General features: G+C 72.5%; 20 protein-coding genes. 10 read left to right on the forward strand and 10 right to left on the reverse strand.

Features of this window, described 5'->3' with window-relative positions; all coding sequences use genetic code 11:
- Positions 1-27 precede the first annotated feature (27 nt).
- Entirely contained in the window at positions 28-924 is an 897-nt protein-coding gene (locus tag ACKUB9_RS03975; RefSeq protein ID WP_407519491.1) for a metallophosphoesterase family protein, read from the reverse strand.
- Between the two features lie 600 nt (positions 925-1,524).
- Between ACKUB9_RS03975 and ACKUB9_RS03980 the strand changes: the two genes are divergently transcribed.
- Positions 1,525-2,829 carry a 3-deoxy-D-manno-octulosonic acid transferase gene (locus ACKUB9_RS03980; protein WP_407519492.1) on the forward strand — a complete coding sequence of 435 codons (1,305 nt, stop codon included), beginning with the start codon at positions 1,525-1,527 and terminating at the stop codon, positions 2,827-2,829.
- Positions 2,830-2,831: 2 nt separating this feature from the next.
- Complete coding sequence (gene lpxK, locus ACKUB9_RS03985) at positions 2,832-3,818, forward strand: tetraacyldisaccharide 4'-kinase (RefSeq protein WP_407519493.1); 987 nt, start codon at positions 2,832-2,834, stop codon at positions 3,816-3,818.
- Positions 3,819-4,099: 281 nt separating this feature from the next.
- Here lpxK and ACKUB9_RS03990 read toward each other — a convergent pair whose 3' ends face one another.
- Positions 4,100-4,318, reverse strand: a complete 219-nt coding sequence (locus ACKUB9_RS03990) for a DUF2093 domain-containing protein (protein WP_407519494.1) — start codon at positions 4,316-4,318, stop codon at positions 4,100-4,102.
- 218 nt (positions 4,319-4,536) lie between these two features.
- On the opposite strand from ACKUB9_RS03990, the gene ACKUB9_RS03995 reads away from it, so the two are divergent.
- Positions 4,537-5,265, forward strand: a complete 729-nt coding sequence (locus ACKUB9_RS03995; protein WP_407519495.1) for a class I SAM-dependent methyltransferase — start codon at positions 4,537-4,539, stop codon at positions 5,263-5,265.
- Between the two features lie 108 nt (positions 5,266-5,373).
- Here ACKUB9_RS03995 and ldtR read toward each other — a convergent pair whose 3' ends face one another.
- The 3 genes from ldtR to ACKUB9_RS04010 all read right to left on the reverse strand — a co-directional run bounded on the left by ldtR (position 5,374) and on the right by ACKUB9_RS04010 (position 7,585).
- Complete coding sequence (gene ldtR / locus ACKUB9_RS04000; RefSeq protein ID WP_407519496.1) at positions 5,374-5,889, reverse strand: transcriptional regulator LdtR; 516 nt, start codon at positions 5,887-5,889, stop codon at positions 5,374-5,376.
- A gap of 168 nt (positions 5,890-6,057) precedes the next feature.
- Entirely contained in the window at positions 6,058-6,525 is a 468-nt protein-coding gene (locus tag ACKUB9_RS04005) for a DUF6163 family protein (protein WP_407519497.1), read from the reverse strand.
- A 1-nt stretch (position 6,526) separates the two neighbouring features.
- Positions 6,527-7,585, reverse strand: coding sequence for an enoyl-CoA hydratase/isomerase family protein (locus ACKUB9_RS04010; RefSeq protein ID WP_407519498.1), 1,059 nt, complete (start codon positions 7,583-7,585; stop codon positions 6,527-6,529).
- Positions 7,586-7,778: 193 nt separating this feature from the next.
- Here ACKUB9_RS04010 and hemB point away from each other — a divergent pair, with 193 nt between their 5' ends.
- Both hemB and ACKUB9_RS04020 read left to right on the forward strand, forming a co-directional pair.
- Positions 7,779-8,828, forward strand: a complete 1,050-nt coding sequence (gene hemB / locus ACKUB9_RS04015) for a porphobilinogen synthase (protein ID WP_407519499.1) — start codon at positions 7,779-7,781, stop codon at positions 8,826-8,828.
- A gap of 91 nt (positions 8,829-8,919) precedes the next feature.
- Positions 8,920-9,315, forward strand: coding sequence for a hypothetical protein (locus ACKUB9_RS04020; RefSeq protein WP_407519500.1), 396 nt, complete (start codon positions 8,920-8,922; stop codon positions 9,313-9,315).
- A 197-nt stretch (positions 9,316-9,512) separates the two neighbouring features.
- Here ACKUB9_RS04020 and ACKUB9_RS04025 read toward each other — a convergent pair whose 3' ends face one another.
- Both ACKUB9_RS04025 and ACKUB9_RS04030 read right to left on the reverse strand, forming a co-directional pair.
- Positions 9,513-9,839, reverse strand: coding sequence for a helix-turn-helix domain-containing protein (locus ACKUB9_RS04025; protein WP_407519501.1), 327 nt, complete (start codon positions 9,837-9,839; stop codon positions 9,513-9,515).
- The gene (locus ACKUB9_RS04030; protein ID WP_407519502.1) at positions 9,811-10,203 is read right to left on the reverse strand and encodes a type II toxin-antitoxin system RelE/ParE family toxin; all 393 of its coding nucleotides are present in this window, start codon (positions 10,201-10,203) and stop codon (positions 9,811-9,813) included. The genes ACKUB9_RS04025 and ACKUB9_RS04030 overlap by 29 nt, the downstream gene beginning before the upstream one ends.
- A gap of 493 nt (positions 10,204-10,696) precedes the next feature.
- Here ACKUB9_RS04030 and ACKUB9_RS04035 point away from each other — a divergent pair, with 493 nt between their 5' ends.
- The 3 genes from ACKUB9_RS04035 (at position 10,697) to ACKUB9_RS04045 (ending at position 13,420) form a co-directional block, all read left to right on the forward strand.
- Positions 10,697-11,938, forward strand: a complete 1,242-nt coding sequence (locus ACKUB9_RS04035; RefSeq protein WP_407519503.1) for a threonine ammonia-lyase — start codon at positions 10,697-10,699, stop codon at positions 11,936-11,938.
- A 71-nt stretch (positions 11,939-12,009) separates the two neighbouring features.
- A complete protein-coding gene (locus ACKUB9_RS04040) occupies positions 12,010-12,546 on the forward strand; it encodes an RDD family protein (RefSeq protein ID WP_407519504.1) in 537 nt (178 codons plus the stop codon).
- Positions 12,547-12,673: 127 nt separating this feature from the next.
- Positions 12,674-13,420: an arginyltransferase gene (locus ACKUB9_RS04045; protein ID WP_407519505.1), complete on the forward strand. Its 747-nt coding sequence runs from the start codon at positions 12,674-12,676 to the stop codon at positions 13,418-13,420.
- Positions 13,421-13,541: 121 nt separating this feature from the next.
- Here ACKUB9_RS04045 and ACKUB9_RS04050 read toward each other — a convergent pair whose 3' ends face one another.
- Both ACKUB9_RS04050 and ACKUB9_RS04055 read right to left on the reverse strand, forming a co-directional pair.
- A complete protein-coding gene (locus tag ACKUB9_RS04050; protein WP_407519506.1) occupies positions 13,542-13,934 on the reverse strand; it encodes a RidA family protein in 393 nt (130 codons plus the stop codon).
- Between the two features lie 11 nt (positions 13,935-13,945).
- Complete coding sequence (locus ACKUB9_RS04055; RefSeq protein ID WP_407519507.1) at positions 13,946-15,130, reverse strand: alanine racemase; 1,185 nt, start codon at positions 15,128-15,130, stop codon at positions 13,946-13,948.
- A gap of 293 nt (positions 15,131-15,423) precedes the next feature.
- Here ACKUB9_RS04055 and purB point away from each other — a divergent pair, with 293 nt between their 5' ends.
- Positions 15,424-16,731: an adenylosuccinate lyase gene (purB, locus tag ACKUB9_RS04060; RefSeq protein ID WP_407519508.1), complete on the forward strand. Its 1,308-nt coding sequence runs from the start codon at positions 15,424-15,426 to the stop codon at positions 16,729-16,731.
- 28 nt (positions 16,732-16,759) lie between these two features.
- Here purB and ACKUB9_RS04065 read toward each other — a convergent pair whose 3' ends face one another.
- The gene (locus ACKUB9_RS04065) at positions 16,760-17,692 is read right to left on the reverse strand and encodes a dihydrodipicolinate synthase family protein (protein ID WP_407519509.1); all 933 of its coding nucleotides are present in this window, start codon (positions 17,690-17,692) and stop codon (positions 16,760-16,762) included.
- Positions 17,693-17,846: 154 nt separating this feature from the next.
- Here ACKUB9_RS04065 and ACKUB9_RS04070 point away from each other — a divergent pair, with 154 nt between their 5' ends.
- Positions 17,847-18,695 (forward strand): D-amino-acid transaminase, encoded by an 849-nt coding sequence (locus tag ACKUB9_RS04070; protein WP_407519510.1) that lies wholly within the window; start codon positions 17,847-17,849, stop codon positions 18,693-18,695.
- Positions 18,696-18,699 lie beyond the last annotated feature (4 nt).

Below are 18,699 nucleotides of genomic sequence, written 5' to 3' on the forward strand. Positions count from 1 at the left end.
CTGCAGACGCGGCAGCCGGGGAGAGCGTCAGCCGCGCAGCAGCAGGGTGCCGAGTTCGCCCATGCGCCCCTCGGGCGTCAGCCCCCGCAGGAGCGCCGTGACGGCGTAGCCGGTCTCGGTGCGCTCGAAGCCGTAGAGGTGCCAGCCCGCGCAATGCGCGAGCGTGCCGCCGCGCGCGGAGGCGGAGGGCGCGCCGATCACCGGCACGCGCCGCCCGTCGGGCCCGATCACGAAGGCGACCGAGCCGACGTGGTTGTGGCCGTGCAGCACGAGGTCGGCGCCGACGCGCCGGATCATCGCCTCGAAGGCGCCCGCATCCGTGAGGTTGCGCCCGGGCTGCGCGCCGCCGAGATGGGGCGGGTGGTGGATCATCACCACGCGGCAGGGCCGCTCCGGCTCGCGCGCGAGGCTGCCGAGCAGCGCCTCCGCGGCGACGAGCTGCCGCCCGCCGATCCGGCCGCTCGCCACGAAGGGCGCGGTCGGGATCGCCGAGGAGAGGCCCACGAGGGCGAGCGGCCCGCGCCGGCGCAGGTAGGGGAAGACCTGGGCGCGCCCGGCATCGTCGCGCGTCCATGGGCCGACCGCGTCGAGGAGCCCGTCCAGGGAGCCGCGCACGTAGGCGTCGTGGTTGCCCGGCACGAAGCTCACCGCCTCGGGCGAGCCGAGGGCCTCCAGGAAGATCCGCGCCGTGCCCCACTCGCTCGGCAGGCCGATGTTGCACAGGTCGCCCGTGCAGGCGATGTGGTCGGGCTCGGCCGCCAACAGGTCGGCGACCAGCCCCTCCAGCACCTCCATGTCGTGCCGCAGGCGCCGGCCGCGGTTCCAGTTCATCCAGCCGGTCGCGCGCTTGCTCAGGAGCTGGCGCAGGCGGGGGCGGGAGATCGGTCCGACATGCGGATCGGTCAGGTGGGCGAGACGGTACATCGCGGCGGGACGCGCGGAAGCTCCGGTGGAGCGGGTCGGTGTGTCCTCTCCCACGCGCCCGCCGCGCCGCCAAGGCGAAAATCGCCTCGGGGCCTGCCGCGCCGCGGGTCCGGGAGCGCGGGGCCAGCGGGGCTGCCGCCGTATCGCGAAAAACCCCGGACATTCTCCTGCCGCAGGGGCGGCGGATCCTCGCCGAAATCGGCCGCGATACGCGGCGCCGGACCCGTCGCCGGCCCGGTGCTTCGGCCCGGCCGCGGCGGGGGCCTCGCGCGGGAAGATTCGGACATCACCGTCATGTCGACCTCGAAGTGGACCGATCCGGAGTCAGGGGCGGAGGGGACGAGCGGCCGGCGCGCGATCACGCCATCGTGCGCGGGCGCCGAGCCCGAGACGGCGCGTCCGGCCGGCCGCGCCGGTTGCGCACCCGCCGCAAGCGCCGCTAGACGGCTGCCAACGACCGGCGCGGACCGGCCCGCCCTCGCATCGGTCCGCTCCCCTCTCCCGCGTTCCCCTGCGTCGAGACCCATCCATTTCCTCGCGCCGGACCCGCCGCATGAGCCAAGCCTCCCGCACCGGTCGCCCCGTCCGGCCCGCCTCCGCATGAACCGCCGCGCCGTCCCTCCCCTGCTCCGGGCCTACCATTACGGCCTGATCGCCCTCGAACCGGCGCTCGCGGGCCTGCTCGCGTGGCGCCGCCGCAAGGGCAAGGAGGACCCGCTGCGCCTGCCCGAACGGGTCGGGCGGCCGGGCCGGCCGCGGCCGGCGGGTCCCCTGGTCTGGGCGCACGGCGCCAGCATCGGCGAGGCCCTGTCGCTGATCGGCCTCGTCGAGCGGCTGACGCAGCGCGGCTTCACGGTGCTGGTGACCTCGGGCACCCGTACCTCGGCGGAGTTGCTCGCCGCGCGCTTGCCCAAGGGCGCCCTGCATCAGTTCGCGCCGCTCGATGCGCCCCGCTACGTCGAGCGCTTCCTCGACCACTGGCGGCCCGACCTCGCGCTCGTCGCTGAATCCGAACTCTGGCCCAACACCATCCTGGCCCTCGACCGGCGCGGCGTGCCGCTGATCCTGGTGAACGGCCGGATGTCGGAGCGCTCCGCCAAGGGCTGGGCGCGCACGCCGGATCTCGCCCGGGCGGTGCTGTCGCGCATCGCCGTCTGCCTCGTGCAGACCCGGGAGGAGGCCGACCGCTTCCGGAGCCTGGGCGCGCCGCGGGTGATGGTGGGCGGCAACCTGAAGTTCGACGCCGCGCCCCCGCCGGCCGACCCGCAGGCGCTCGCGCAGCTCGCCGGCCTCGTGGCGGGACGCCCGGTCTGGCTCGCCGCCTCTACGCATCCGGGCGAGGAGGAGATGGTGGCGGCCGTGCACCGGGCGCTCGCCCCGCGCCTGCCCTCGCTCCTCACCATCGCGGTCCCCCGCCACCCCCGGCGCGGCGCGGCCTTCGCCGCGGCCGCGCAGGGCGCGGGCCTGCACGCGGCCTTGCGCAGCCAGGGCGGCCTGCCGGACCGGCGCACCGACCTCTACGTCGCCGACACCGTGGGGGAACTCGGGCTGTTCTACCGCCTGAGCCCCGTCGCGGTGATGGGGGGGTCCTTCGTGGAGCACGGCGGCCAGAACCCGATCGAGGCGGCGCGGCTCGACTGCGCCATCCTGCACGGACCGCACGTCTGGAACTTCGCGCAGGCCTACGCGGTGCTCGACGCGGCCGGCGGCGCGCGCGCGCTCACCGATGCGGCGGGCCTCGCCGAGGCGGTGGGCGGCCTTCTCGGCGAGCCCGAGCGCCTGCACGCGATGGCGATCGCGGGACGCGGCGCGGTCGCGGCCTGCGAAGGCGCGCTGGAGCGCACGCTGGCCGCTCTCGAACCCTTCATCTGCCAGATGAAGATCGCCGGCCGCTTCCACGCCTGACCATGCGTCCCCCCGCGTTCTGGTGGCGGGAGGCGCCCACCCTGCCGGCGCGGCTGCTGGCGCCGCTCGGCCGCCTCTACGGGGGCCACGTCGCCCGGCGCATGGCGCGTTCGGGCGCGCCCGGTCCGGTGCCGGTGATCTGCGTCGGCAACGCCGCGCTGGGCGGGGCGGGCAAGACGCCGACCGCGCTCGCGCTGGCGGATCTCCTGCGCTCCCTCGGGCACCGGCCCGCCTTCCTGTCGCGCGGCTACGGCGGCCGTCTCGACGGCGTGCAGGTCGACCCCGCGCGGCACGGGGCCGCCGAGGTCGGGGACGAGCCCCTGCTGCTCGCGCGCGTCGCCCCGACCGTGGTCGCCCGCGACCGTCCGGCCGGTGCGGCGCTCTGCGCCGGCCTCGGCGCCGACGTGATCGTGATGGATGACGGGCTGCAGAACCCGTCCCTGCGCAAGGATCTCGCGCTGGCGGTGTTCGATGCAGGCGTCGGGATCGGCAACGGCCTCGCCTGTCCCGCAGGCCCCCTGCGGGCGCCGCTCCGCGCGCACTGGCCGCTGATCGACGCCGTGGTGATCGTGGGCACGGGCGCCCCGGGCGAGCGGATCGCCCGGGAGGCCGAGGTCCGGGGCATCCTCGCGGTGCGCGCCGCCCTGCGGCCCGACCCGCAGGCGGCGACGGCGCTCGCCGGGCGCCCGGTGCTCGCCTTCGCGGGGATCGGGCGCCCGGACAAGTTCTTCGCCAGCCTGCGGGCGGCCGGGGCGGAGGTGCGGGCGACCCGGGCGTTTCCGGATCACCACCGCTACCGACCGCAGGACCTCGCCGCCCTGACGCGCGAGGCGGCGCGGGCGGGCCTCACGCTCGTCACCACCGAGAAGGACCGGGTGAAGCTGCCGCCGGACGCGGCGGTGGCGACCCTGCCGGTGCGGCTCGTGATCGCCGAGGACGGCGCGTTGCGGGCACGGCTCGCCGCGGTCACGCGCCGATCACAGACCTAGCGCGGGCAGCATCCCCTCTCCCGTGCGGGAGAGGGGCAGGGGTGAGGGTCCCGGGAGGGTGCAGCAAGAAGGCGGAACGGTATCGGCGCCAGCACTGAGGCTGGTTGCTGAACCTGAAGCGTTGCGCTCCCCTCACTAACCCTCAGCGCTTCACTGCGGCACCCTCCCGGGACCCTCATGCGGGATCTTCGATCCCCATGCCCTTCTCCCGCACGGGAGAAGGGTTCCCCGCGCTGCCCGCGCTTCAAACAAGCACCGCCGCGCCATTCCGGGAGGCCGGATTACGGCCGGCCGATCTCCCGCAGGCGCTGCAGCGCGGCCTCCGGGGTCGCGTAGGGCTCCTGGCGGGCGACGCTCCAGTAGCGCAGTTCGTCGAGCGGGATCTCGGCCCCGGTCACGGCACAGCGCACGAAGCGGCCGGGCCGCACGACACGCAGGTTGCTGTCGCCGTACTCGACGACCGCCTCGCCCGTCCCACCGCGCTCGAACCGTCCCAGCATCTCGGTCCCCGTCTCGCCCTGAACGGGAGCGGTGTACGTCCGCCGGGCGCGTCTGTCGACGGGATCGCGGCGGAGCGGCCGGCCCGGAGGCATGCCGGGCCGAAGGCACCCGCCCGATCCCCGGCCCGGCCGCGCCGCGCCGGGCCTTGTCTTTTGCGCGACGAGCGAAGAAGGTGCGCCGCGATGTCGACCCCTGCACCGACCTGACCGGACACAGTATGCGCAACATCAGCCGAAAGATCGGCCGCCTGATCGGCGGCGGCCAACCGAAATTTGCTCGGCAGGACTACAAGCAAACCTGGAATTCGATCTCCGGAACCGAAGACGCCGCCAAGATGGCGGTCGGCGGCCACACGGACGAGACGCTCTACAAGGATACGGGTCTCGCGACCAAGCGCATGCTGGAGGAGACGGTCGGGGTCCGCCCCGACGACGTGATCCTGGAGATCGGCGCCGGGGTCGGCCGCGTGGGGGCCGTGCTCGCACCGGTGTGCCGCAAGTGGATCGGGGCCGATGTCTCGGCCGGCATGGTCCGGCACATGCGTCACCGGCTGGCCGCCTTTCCGAACGCGGAGCCCGTCGAGATCAGCGGCTTCGATCTCGCGCCGGTCCCCGACGCCTCGGTTGACATGGTCTATTGCACGATCGTGTTCATGCACCTGGAGGAGTGGGACCGCTACAACTACGTCCGCGAGGCCTACCGGGTGCTCAAGCCGGGCGGCCGCCTCTATGTCGACAACGTCAACCAGCTCACCGACGCGGGCTGGGAGGTCTTCGAGGCGCATCGCGCGATCCCGCCGCAGAAGCGCCCGCCCTACATCAGCAAGACCTCGACCCCGCAGGAACTGATCAACTATCTCACGCGCGCGGGCTTCGACGGCATCCGGAACTTCGACCGGGAGCGCTACGTGGTGGTGTACGGCACCAAGCCGCAGCGGCATTCCTGATCGAGGATCGGGTGGCACGCCGGCACGAGCCGGGCGGATGCGAAGCGACGGCGGCAGCGGAGCGCGTGAGGCTCCGCTGCCGCCGTCGTTCCTGGGGGCCGATCGCCGTCAGAGCCGGTAGCGGATCTGATCCGTCCAGAACCGCTCCAGGCGGGCGAGCGCCAGGTTGAGGCGGCCGAAATCGTCCTCCGAGATGCCGCCGATCGGCTGGATCGTCTTGGCGTGCTTGTCGTAGAGGCCGCGGACGATCTCGTGGACCTCGCGGCCCTTGTCGGTGAGGCTGATGCGCACCGAGCGCCGGTCGGTCTTCGAGCGGGCGTGGTGCAGGTAGCCGGCCTCGACCAGCTTCTTGACGTTGTAGGACACGTTCGAGCCGAGATAGTAGCCGCGGGTGCGCAGCTCGCTCGCGGTCAGCTCCTTGTCGCCGATGTTGTAGAGCAGGAGCGCCTGGACGCTGTTGACGTCCTCGCGGCCGCGGCGCTCGAACTCGTCCTTGATCACGTCGAGGAGCCGGCGGTGCAGGCGCTCGACGAGGTGGAGGGCCTCCAAGTAGTGGGGACGGACCGACGCCTCGGCCTCGGGAGCCCGGGCCTGGTCGGCGACCTTCAACGCTTGGTTCTTCATGGCTGCCTCGCTGTACTGGGTGCGTTGGCGGTGTGTCCCGCTCCGCTTATGCAGCCAACCTAGGTCGACCCCGTGAATTTGGGTTTAAACGACAGGCTAAATTCTCGATTTACCGATGTAGGTAAATTGAAGATAAATCGCCCGATTCACTCCGCGCGGCGCCCGGCCTCAGCGTATCTCGCGCGAGGCGAGCCAGGACACGATAAAGTAAAGCGTAACGATGACTGAATCGAAGGCGAGGTTGGCGAGGCTCATCGGCAGGAGGAGCGGCGTCAGCAGGGCCAGCACGAAGGCGGAGGTGGCGGCGAGCAGCCAGACCACGCCGCCCCAGGCGCTCGCGAGCCACAGGCCCACCGCCGCCAGGAGGTCGATCACCCCGAAGTAGATGATGACGGCCTGCCGGCCGATCGGCGCTCCCTCGAAGGGCGGCGCGTCGGGCCGCGCGTCGAGGATCTCCGCCCAGGCGCTGAGGCCCTTGATCATCCAGATCACCGCGACGATGCGCATGAACCAGACCAGCACCACGTCCCAGCGGGTGCGGGCGGAGGGCTGGGAGCGCTCGATGCGGTCGCTGCCGTCCTCGGCCAGCGTGATCCGGCGCGGCGCCTGGCCCTTCACCTTGGCAAGGCCGCGCATGTCAGGTGAACCGGGGTTCGTCGGGCAGGGCGGCGAAGTAGGCCGCGACCACCTCAGGCGTCACCGCGTCGAGGCTCGCCGGGTTCCAGCGCGGTTCTCCGTCCTTGTCGATGATGACGGCCCGCACGCCCTCGAAGAAATCGTGCCCCTGGAGGACGCGCGTCACGATGCGGTACTCGGTGCGCATGGCCTCCGGGAAGCTGAGGGCGCCGCCCCGCCGCATCTGCTCGCAGGCGATCGCGAGGCTGGTGGGCGAGCGCGTGCGGATCGTGGCGGCGGTCCGGGCGGCGAAGTCCGAGCCCTCGGCGGCGGCCGCGTCGAGCCGCGCCAGCACCTCGGCCACGCCGCCGGTCCCGAAGCAGGCCGCGATGAGCGCCCGCTCGGCGGCCACCGGGCCGGGGGCGGGCGCCTCCGCGGGCGCGTGGCGCGCCAGCACCTCCTCCGGCGCCCCCCCGGCGGCGAGCGCCTCGGCGATGGCCTCGAAGGACGCGGCCGGGGCGGCATGCGTGGCGAGGCCCACCGCGAGGGCATCCCCGCGCCCGACCCGCTCGCCGGTGAGCGCGAGGTAGACCCCCACGGCGTCGGGGAGCCGCGGCAGCGCGTAGGTCGCCCCGATGTCGGGGAAGAAGCCGATGGCCACCTCCGGCATCGCGAAGGCGTAGCGCTCGCCCGCCACCCGGTGCGAGCCGTGCAGCGACAGGCCGACCCCGCCGCCCATCACGATCCCGTCGATGAGCGAGACGATCGGCTTGTGGTAGCGGTGGATGAGCGCGTTGAGGGCGTATTCCGCACGCCAGAACGCATCGACCACGTCGCCGCGGCCGCCCCGCGCGTCGTCGTGGAGGCGGCGGATGTCGCCGCCCGCGCTGAAGGCGCGGCCCGCCCCGCGCAGCACGATGCAGGACACGCCCGGCTCCTGCGCCCAGGCGTCCAGCGCCTGCCGCAGCCGGCGCACCATGCCGAGCGTCAGCGCGTTGAGGGCCTGCGGGCGGTTGAGGGTGACGAGACCGGCCGCGCCGCGCCGCTCGCACAGGATCTCGTCATCCGCCTCGTCCGCCATGCCATCCTCCGGAGATGCCCCGGGCGGTAAACCAGCCGCGCGGCGGTGCGTCAACGCGAGCGGCGCGCCCGCCGCCGGACTGCCATGTGGAGGGTGCGAGCCCGGGCGGGTTCTGGCCCCGCCGAGACTGTGCTAGCCGTACATTAGAAGAATGCCAGCGGCCCGCGCCCGCCCGGGAGGCCTGAGAAGTCCGATGTCGCAGATCCAGCCCCTCGCCCGCCCCCTCGCCCGCGATGCCGCGCGCAGCGACGCCCCCGGCCTCGCCCTGGCCCAGCGCCCGCGGCGCAACCGCAAGGCCGAGTGGTCGCGCCGCCTCGTGCGCGAGGCGACCCTGACCGTCGACGACCTGATCTGGCCGCTCTTCCTCATCGAGGGCGAGGGGCGGCGCGAGCCGGTGGCCTCCATGCCGGGCGTCGAGCGCCTGAGCGTGGACGAGGCGGTGCGCGTGGCCGAGCGGGCGGCGGACTTGCGGATCCCCGCGATCTCGTTCTTTCCCTACGTCGATCCCGCTTTGCGCGACGAGACCGGCTCGGAGGCGCTCAACCGCAACAACCTCGTGTGCCGGGCGGTGCGGGCCGTGAAGGCGGCGGTGCCGGAGATCGGCGTCATCACCGACGTGGCGCTCGACCCCTACACCAGCCACGGCCATGACGGGCTCCTGCGCGACAGCGTCATCGTCAACGACGAGACCGTGGCGCTGCTCGTGGAGCAGAGCCTGATCCAGGCCGAGGCCGGCACCGACGTGATCGCCCCCTCCGACATGATGGACGGGCGGGTCGGCGCGATCCGGGCCGGGCTCGACAAGGCGGGCTTCCGCGACGTGCAGATCATGACCTACGCGGCCAAGTACGCCAGCGCCTTCTACGGCCCGTTCCGCGACGCGATCGGCACCAGCGCGATCCTCAAGGGCGACAAGCGCACCTATCAGATGGACCCCGGCAACAGCGAGGAGGCCCTGCGCGAGGTGGCGCTCGACCTCGACGAGGGCGCCGATTCCGTCATGGTCAAGCCGGGCCTGCCCTATCTCGACATCATCCGGCGCGTGAAGGACGGGTTCGGGGTGCCGACCTTCGCCTACCAGGTCTCGGGCGAGTACGCGATGATCGCGGCGGCGGCCCAGAACGGCTGGCTCGACGGCGAGCGCGCCATGATGGAGAGCCTGCTCGCCTTCAAGCGCGCCGGGGCGGACGGGGTGTTCACCTACTTCGCGCCGCGCGTCGCGGAGCGGCTGCGGGCCGGGTGACCCGGTGCTCGGAACGGATCGTCCGAACACCGTGTCCCGATCCGCGCGGTGGAGCCGAGGCTCCGCCCACCCGAGCGAAGCCGGTTCCCGCATGGTGACGCACCGCGTCGGACGCCGCACGGCGCCCGCGCTCGCGGCCGTCGCGCTCGCCCTGCTGGCGGCCTGCGCCACCGCCGTGGATTCCGAGCGGGCGCGGGTCTGCCGCCGGGTGCTGCCGACCCTGGTCGAGACGGGCGGGATCCTGCGGGTGCTGCGCACCGGCCCGGGGGACCTGCCCCGCAGCGTGCGGGTGGACTACGTGGAGGAGCGGCCCGGCCGCTCCCCGCGCACCCGACGGGCGGAGTGCCGTTTTTCCGAGATGAGCCGCACCGACCTCGCGGGCGTGGTGAGCGACGGCGTGCCGGTGGGCGGCGCCTCGCTCTACCTCCTCAAGCGCTACTATCTCGACACGCCCGACGCCGCGGTCGCCGAGCCCGGGGCGGGCTGAGTGTTTCGCGCCGCCGCGCAACGTCGTTCGACGTGTCGAAGCGCCGTGAGCGTGGACCGGCCAGATTCCGCAGCACGCTGCACCGACGATCAGACCGGCCGCATCGATCCGAGGCGGAAGCCGGCCTCGGCACACAGCCATGTCCCGGCAGGTCCCGTTAAGCTGGATTGATGGACCGCTTCGATCCTGCGGTCCGCCTACAGAATGGCCTTGATGCCCTTGCGCTTGGCGAGCGCGAGCAGCTTGAGTGATGGGCCGCTCGGCTTCTTCTCCCCACGCTCCCATTGGCTCACGAGCGAGGTCGTGACGTTCAGAGTCAGCGCGAAGATCGCTTGGCTCATCTGCGCCGCCTCGCGGATCCCTTTGATGCGATCGGGTTGCAGGTCATCCACGGGCGTCAGACAGGCCGCATCGAACTGGCGCATGGTCGCCTTGTCGACCGCACCGACCTTGTGGAGGCCCTGCATCGCCAGATGGGCCGATCGCAGCGCATCGCTACGGTAATTTTTCCTGAGTTTCGTCATCTTCGATCTCGATCCATTCCTTCGCGGCGACCAGCCTCTCGATCTCATCCTCGCCCAGATTGGCGAAGTGCTTGGCCAATTCCCGGAAGACCTCAAGCGCTTCGGGGCTCAAGTTACCCTGCGCGTTCTTCGGGAACATGTGCACGAACACGGTGATGTCGCCGGCCTTGAACACCACGATGGCGCGGAACCCGCCGGAGCGCCCTTCGTTGGGACGCTCAACCCGTTGCTTGATGAGGAACTTCCCGAGAGTGGCATCGATCTGGCCGGACTCGGCTCGTGACGCACTGTCACGAAGGACCTCGTCAGGTATCTTGCTGCGGCGCGAAATGCGAGCGAAAATCTTGGTCTTGAACGCCCTCATGCTCGGGCATTTCCTTTATTACCGAGAAAGCAAAATACATTGAAATAACGCCACAATAACATCATGCCGGAACGGCGTGCAGCGAACCGCCCGCCGCCCCTCAAGGCCGGAACAAACCCCGGTCCGCCTCATAACTATAGCACTCGGTGCTATAGTGCAAGGGGCCGCGGCCGATCTGGTCGGGGCGCCTCGCGCAGCCCTCAGCACAGGGGCCGCACCACCTCCCGCGTGGACGGCGCGTCGGCGAAGGCGCGACCGACCGGGCTTTCGAAGAAGAGCAGGGCAGCCGCGCTGCTGTACCGAAGGTCGTCGCCGGCCGCCATCGACGCGGTCGCGCCGGCCGGGCGCTCACGGGCTTGACCCGGCCGCGCGGCGAGCCCCGTCACCCTCGGCCCACCACGCGCTTTTTCTTGTGCGGGCGTGAGCGGTGCGGTTCATGCTGGGGCGGCGAAGAACCCCGCCGCCGGCGGGCCGAACCCGGGAGGCGCCGCGCGTGAGCCAGCCCTATGCCATCGCCCCCGACGACGTCGCCCGGGCGGCCGAGACCATCCGGGGTCACGTGCTGCGCACGCCGCTCGTGCCCGCCCCGCGCCTGTCGCAGCTCACCGGCGCCCGGGTGCTGGTCAAGCACGAGAACATGCAGGCGACCGGCGCCTTCAAGGAGCGCGGGGCGGTCAACCGCCTGAGCGCCCTCGCGCCGGACGAGCGCCGCCGCGGCGTCGTGGCGATGTCGGCCGGCAACCACGCCCAGGCGGTGGCCTATCACGCCAGCCGCATGGGCATCCCCGCCACCATCGTGATGCCGGCGACCACCCCGCTGGTGAAGGTCGAGAACACCCGCGCGCACGGCGCCACCGTGCTGCTGCAGGGCGAGACGCTCGCGGAGGCGGCGGAGCTGGCGGGCCGCCTCGTGGCCGAGCGCGGCCTCGTCCTCGTCCACCCCTACGACGACCCGGCGGTGATGGCCGGCCAGGGCACCGTCGCGCTGGAGATGCTGGCGGACGCCCCGGACCTCGACTGCCTCGTGGTGCCGATCGGGGGCGGCGGCCTGATGGCGGGGATTGCGGTCGCCGCCATGGTCCGCCCGGACCTCGACCTCGTCGGCGTCGAGGCGGCGCTCTACCCCTCCTTCCTCAATGCCATCGACGGGACGTCCCGCCCGGTCGGCGGCCCGACGCTGGCCGAGGGCATCGCGGTCAAGACCGTGGGGCGCCTGACCTTGCCGATCATCCGCGACCGGGTGCGCGAGATCGTCCTCGTGGACGAGCCGCAGATCGAGCGGGCGGTGCACGATTACGCGACGCTCCAGCGCAGCCTCGCGGAGGGCGCGGGCGCCGCCGGCCTCGCCGCCCTGATGGCCCGGCCGGATCTTTTCGCCGGCCGCACGGTCGGCCTCGTCCTGTGCGGCGGCAACATCGACGCGCGGCTCCTCGCCTCCGTGATGGTGCGCGAGCTGGAGCGGGAGGATTGCATCGTCTCCTTCCGGATGACGGCGAGCGACCGGCCCGGCGTGCTCGGGCGGGTCGCCGGACGGCTCGGCGATCTCGGCGCCAACATCCTGGAGGTCTCGCACGGGCGCCTGCACCTCGACGTGCCGGCGAAGAGCGTGTCGATCGACGTCACCATCGAGACCCGCGGCCCCGCCCACACCGCCGAGATCCTCGACACCCTGAACCGCGAGGGCCTGAACCCGCGCCGCATCGGCCCCCACGGCGGCTCCATCACCGGAAGCTGACCGGAGGCCCTTGAGCGGGGCCGCAGGCAGTCCCACCTATCCTCCATCACGCGGCCGATGGAGCGCGGGCGATGGCGAATTCGTGGCAGGGCAACACCGGGCCGGGCCAGGGCTGGCAGGGTCAGACTTGGCAAGGTCAGACTTGGCAGGGCTCTCCGGGGCCGATGCCGGGCTACGGCCCGCCGGCCGTGGTGGCCTACGCGTCGCTGACCCGGCGCTTCTTCGCCTACCTCCTCGACATCGTCTTCATCTTCGGCTTCACCTGCCTGCTCTGGATGGCGATCGCGCTGATCGGCGTCATCACCTTCGGGCTGGGCTGGGCGCTGTTCGCGATCCTGCCGGCGAGCGGCATCCTGTACGCGGCGATCACGCTCGGCGGCGAGAAACAGAGCACGCTCGGCATGCGCATGCTGGGCCTGCGCGGCGTCCAGGCCGAGACCGGCGGGCCGGTGGACTGGATCACCGCGGGCGTGCACGCGCTCCTGTTCTACGTCGCGGTCTCGACCTTCCTGCTCTGGCTGGTGGATGTCGGCATCGGCCTCCTGCGCCAGGACCGGCGCACGGGCCACGACCTCATCGTCGGGCTCGCGATCGTGGAGGCGCCCTGACCGGACTAAGCCGGAAGAGCGGGCGCGTGCCCGTGCCGATCCGGCGCCGCCCTGTTGAGCCGCCAAGCCGCGGTGCTATGCTGATCCGCGCGGTGCTCCGAGGCCGCGCCTGCGAGCGACCCGAAGCGTGACCAGCCACCCGCGCGACGCCCCCCAATTCTACCTGACGGCGCCCTCGCCCTGCCCCTACCTGCCGGGGCAGCAGGAGCGGAAGGTCTTCACCCACCTCGTCGGCCGCCGCGCCCGCGACCTCAACGAGATCCTGACCCAGGGCGGCTTCCGCCGCTCGCAGACCATCGCCTACCGGCCGGCCTGCGAGACCTGCCGCGCCTGCATCTCGGTGCGCGTCGTCGTCAACGACTTCGTGCCGAGCCCGAGCCAGCGCCGGGTGACGCGGCGCAACCGCGACCTCGTGGGCCAGCCGCAGCCGAACCGCCCGGCCTCCGAGCAGTACGCCCTCTTCCGCCGCTACCTCGACGCCCGCCACGGCGACGGCGGCATGGTGGACATGACCGTGCTCGACTACGCCATGATGGTGGAGGACAGCCACGTCGAGACCCACCTCGTGGTCTACCGCAAGCGCGGCCCCGACACCGCCATCAACGGCCGCGGGGTGGGCGCACCCGTCGCGGTCTGCCTCACCGACGTCCTCTCGGACGGGCTCTCGATGGTCTACTCGTTCTACGAGCCGGCCGAGGCCGACCGCTCGCTCGGCACCTACATGATCCTCGATCACATCGAGCGCGCGCGGCTCCTGGGCCTGCCCTACCTCTACCTCGGCTACTGGGTCGAGGGCTCCCGCAAGATGGACTACAAGGCCAAGTTCGCCCCCCAGGAGCGGCTGATGCCGCAGGGCTGGGCGCGGGTGGAGTGAGGGGGCGGGACCGCCTCCCTATCGCGCCGAGCCCACGACCGCCGCGAACCGTCACACCCCCGTCCTGAAGACAGCCGGCCCACCATCGAGGCCGCGCGGTCGGGTCCGGGACGCGCCGGGGCTACGCGCCCCGCGCCGCGATCGCCTCGACCTCCACGAGGGAGCCGTGGTGGAGTTCCGGGACGGGCACGACGGTACGGGCCGGCTTCGCCTCGCCGAACACCTCGGCGTAGATCCGGTTGAAGGCGGGCCAGTGCTCCACCCCGACGATGTAGACCGTCACGCGCAGCACCCGCTCCGGCCCGCAGCCGGCCTCGGCCAGAATGGCCAGCAGGTTGGCCAGGGCCTGACGAACCTGCACCTCGAACGGCTGATCGGCCGTGGGCGTGCCGTCGCGGCGCGGCGCGAGCTGGCCGGAGACGAAGACGAGGTCGCGCCACGCGGTCGCCTGCGAGTAGTGGCCGACCGGCGCCGGAACCGCGGCGGTGGCGATGCGCTCGATGGGATCCGTCACGGCGTGCTCTCCTACCAACCGTTGATGCGGGGCCAGACCGCCCCGACGCGTCCCTGCGCGTCGAGGACGTGATAGCGGTCGTGCTGCGCGCCGGTCGCGCAGGCGTGGTTGGGCAGGATGCGCAGGCGCGAGCCGATCGGCAGGTCCGGCAGCGCGGCCTCGGCGCCGCGCCGCAGCGCGACGATGCCGTGCTCCTGGTTGGCGTCGGCGACGATGAGGTCCCGGTACGGCCGGCCCGCCAGATCGCAGACCACGCCGTAGCCCTGATCCACGGCCTGCCGCGCCGTGCCGCGATCCCGCGACAGCGCCATCCAGCCGGCATCCGTGATGATCCAGCCCTTCGCCGGCTGATGCCCGATCACCGTGGCGAGCACGGACAGGGCGATGTCCTCCACCGCCACCGAGCCGACCCCCGCCTGGAAGAGATCGCCGAACATGAACACCCCGGCGCGCACCTCGGTGATTCCGGCAAGGTCGCGGGCGTACCGGGCGGTCGGGGTCGAGCCGACGCTCACCACCGGGCAGGACAGGCCCGCCGCCCGCAAGGCCTCCGCCGCCATGATGGCCGCGCGGCACTCCGCTTCGGCCGCCGCCGTGAGGGCGGTGGGGTCGTGCTGGATGGCGTAGCTGTCGCCCGCGTGGAGCAGGACGCCGCGCAATGTGGCATGGCCGGCGGTCAGCCGCTGGCCGATCGCCACGAGCGTCGCCGTGTCGGTCGGCGCGACGCCGGAGCGGTGGCCGTCCGCGTCCACCTCGATCAGGACCGGCACGGAATCCCCGCTGCTGCGCGCGTGCGCCGCCACGGCGTCGGCCTGCGCCACGCTGTCGAGGATGACGGCCAGATCGGCACCGCGCGCCCGGATGGCCGCGACGCGGTCGAGCTTCGCCGGGGCGATGCCCACGCCGTAGATCATGTCGCGCACGCCGCCCTCGGCGAAGGACTCCGCCTCGCGCAGGGTCGAGACCATGGCGGGACCCTCCGGGGTCGTCATGGCGATGCGGGCGACGTCGAGGGACTTCGCGGTCTTGAGGTGCGGCCGGAAGGCGACCCCGAGGCGCGTCAGGTGCGCGCGCATCCCCGCGACGTTGGCCCGCAGCCGCGCCTCGTCGAGGAGCAGGCAGGGGGTCTCCAGGGCGTCGAGCGCCGTGCCCGCCGCCAGCGGCCGTGGTTCGGGGCCGGGATGGGTCGTGGGCATGATGATCCTCCGTCGCCCTGTGGAGCCGGACACTGACCACACGGCGCCCCACAACGCCATCAACGTCTGGTGTCTGCTGCATGAAGACCGGGCGTTCTGCGGGCCATCGAGGCTGGCGCGTCGCCCGCCGGGGACGCGCCGCTCCTTGCCTTCCCGGCCGTCCTCCAATAGCCATCGCGGCACCATCCAGCGACCGTCCCCGGCTGGTCTGCCTGTTCACCGTCTGCGCACGGTTTCGCCAACGCTCTCAGGACGTTGGGCAACACCGGCGACCCGCATCACGGAGCGAGTACATGATCCCCCGCTACAGCCGGCCCGAGATGACGGCGATCTGGTCGCCGGAGACCCGCTTCCGGATCTGGTTCGAGATCGAGGCGCACGCCACCACGGCGCTCGCCGAGATCGGGGTGGTGCCGCGGGAGGCGGCCGAGCGGGTCTGGGAGAAGGGGCGCGACGCGGTGTTCGACGTCGCCCGCATCGACGAGATCGAGCGCGTCACCAAGCACGACGTGATCGCCTTCCTCACTCACCTCGCCGAGATCGTCGGGCCGGAGGCGCGCTTCGTCCACCAGGGCATGACCTCGTCGGACGTGCTCGACACCTGCTTCAACGTGCAGCTCGTGCGCGCCACCGACCTCTTGGTCGCGGACGTGGATGCGCTGCTCGCCGCGCTGAAGCGCCGGGCCTTCGAGCACAAGCTCACCCCCACCATCGGCCGCTCGCACGGCATCCACGCCGAGCCGGTCACCTTCGGGCTCAAGCTCGCCCAGGCCCATGCCGAGTTCGCCCGCGCCAGGGAGCGGCTGCTCGCCGCCCGGGAAGAGGTCGCGACCTGCGCCATCTCGGGGGCGGTCGGCACCTTCGCCAACATCGATCCGCGCGTGGAGGAATACGTCGCGCGGCAGATGGGGCTGACGCCGGAGCCCGTCTCGACGCAAGTCATCCCGCGCGACCGCCACGCCATGTACTTCGCGACGCTCGGCGTCGTGGCCTCCTCGATCGAGCGGCTGGCGACCGAGGTGCGCCACCTGCAGCGCACCGAGGTGCTGGAGGCGGAAGAGTATTTTTCCGAGGGGCAGAAGGGCTCCTCGGCCATGCCGCACAAGCGCAACCCGGTGCTCACCGAGAATCTCACCGGCCTCGCCCGCATGGTGCGCGCCTACGCGCTGCCCGCGATGGAGAACGTGGCGCTCTGGCACGAGCGGGACATTTCCCACTCCTCGGTCGAGCGCATGATCGGACCGGACGCCACCGTCACCCTCGACTTCGCGCTCGCCCGCCTCACCGGGGTCGTCGACAAGCTGCTCGTCTATCCCGAGAGCATGCAGCGCAACCTCGACCGGCTCGGCGGCCTCGTCCACTCGCAGCGCGTCCTGCTGGCCCTGACCCAGGCCGGCGTCTCGCGCGAGGACGCCTACCGGCTGGTGCAGCGCAACGCCATGCCGGTCTGGCGCGGCGAGGGCGAGTTCCTGACCCTGCTCAAGGCCGACCCGGAGGTCACCGCGGCGCTCTCGCCCGAGGCCATCGAGGCCTGCTTCGACCTCGGCTACCACTACAAGCACGTGGACACGATCTTCCGCCGGGTCTTCGGGGAGGCGTGAGGACCGTCGCGCGGAGAGCGGCCTGCGCCTAGCCGGCGAGCACCGCCCGCGCATCGTGCCGGGCGAGCCGCCCGAGCAGGAAGTCCACCTCCGCGCGGGCCGCGGGCGTCAGCCCGCCCGCGGGGCGGCGCTGGGCGTCCGAGGCGATGAGGCCGCGGCGCATCAGCACGTACTTGCGCACAGCGAGCCCGATGCCGGGCTGCTGCTCGTAGCGCAGGAGCGGCAGGTGCGCGTCGAAGATGTCGTGCGCCCGGTCGCGCTCGCCGGCCGCGGTGAGGCGCACCACGTCCACCAGCATCTCCGGGAAGGCGTAGCCCGTCATGGCGCCGTCCGCGCCGCGCTCGCACTCGAAGTCGAGGAAGAGGCCGCCGTTGCCGCACAGGATCGAGATCGGCCGCATCGACCCGTCGCGCTGGAAGCCGCGCAGGGCCGAGATCTTTTCCAGCCCCGGCCAGTCCTCGTGCTTGAGCATGACGCAGGACGGGTTGTCCGACACGATCCGCCGGATGACGCCGGGCGTCATCACCACCGTGAAGCTCAAGGGATAATCCTGGATCACGAAGGGCACGTCGCGGCCGATCGCCTCCACGGCCTGGGCGTAGTAGCCGACGATCTGGTCGTCGGTGCGCAGGCTGGAGGGCGGCGCGATCATCACGCCCGCCGCGCCCGCATCCATCGCGGTCCTGGCGAGCCCGGCCATCGCGGCGAAGCCCGGGGCCGAGACGCCGACGATCACCGGCAGCCGCGTGCGCCGGATGAAGCGGGACGCGACCGCGGCCGATTCGGCTCCGTCGAGCTTGGGCGCCTCGCCCATCACCCCGAGGACCGTCAGGCCGGTCGCGCCGATCTCCCCGTAGACGTCGGTGATGCGGTCGATCGAGGCCTCGTCGATGCGGCCGTCCGGGAGGAAGGGGGTCGGGGCGATGGGATAGACGCCGCTGGCGTCGGGGGAGAGCCGCATGGCCGGGTCCTGCGCTGGAGATTTTCGCGACACTAGTAGGCGGGGTCGCGGCCGCGCAACCGCGCGCCTCGCACGGCCCGCCGGCGCGAAACGCGCTTGCGGCGGGCCGAGAAGCGATGCTTGAAAGGGCGAAACAGCCCCCGAGGACCCCCGCATGGCCCGCATCGTCTACGTCAACGGCCGCTTCCTGCCCTACGAGGACGCGTCGATCCCGATCATGGACCGGGGCTTCCTGTTCGCGGACGGGATCTACGAGGTCAGCGCGGTGCTCGGGGGCAAGCTCGTCGACAACGACGCGCATCTGGCGCGGCTCGACCGCTCGCTCGGCGAGATCGGCATCCGCAACCCGCACGACGCGGCCGCCTGGACGCAGCTGCAGGAGGAGCTGATCGCCCGCAACGGGCTCACCGAGGGGGGCGTCTACATGCAGGTGACGCGCGGCGTCGCCGAGCGCGACTTCGCCTTCCCGCCCGCGGACGTGGCGCCGACCATCGTGATGTTCACGCAGGCCAAGACCATCGCGGCCAATCCCCTGGCCGACCGGGGGGCCAAGGTGGTGAGCGTCGAGGACCTGCGCTGGAAGCGGCGGGACATCAAGTCGGTGGCGCTGCTCGCCCAGGTGCTCGCCAAGCAGCACGCCGCCGAGGCCGGCGCCGCCGAGGCCTGGATGCACGAGGACGGCTTCGTGACCGAGGGCGGCTCGTCCACCGCCTTCATCATCACGGAGGACGGGCGCATCGTCACCCGTCCGCTCTCCACCGCCATCCTGCCGGGCATCACCCGGCGCGCCGTGATGCGGCTGGCCGAGGAGGCCGGGCTGACGATCGAGGAGCGGCCCTTCAGCCTGGAGGAGGCGTTCGGGGCCGCCGAGGCCTTCTTCACCAGCGCCTCGGCCTTCGTGATGCCGGTGATCGAGATCGACGGGCGCCGGATCGGCGGCGGCCAGCCGGGTCCCCTCACCCGGCGCCTGCGCGGCCTCTACCTGGAGATGGCGGCGGCCTGACCGG

Source organism: Methylobacterium oryzisoli (assembly GCF_046557895.1).
Lineage (GTDB): Bacteria > Pseudomonadota > Alphaproteobacteria > Rhizobiales > Beijerinckiaceae > Methylobacterium > Methylobacterium oryzisoli.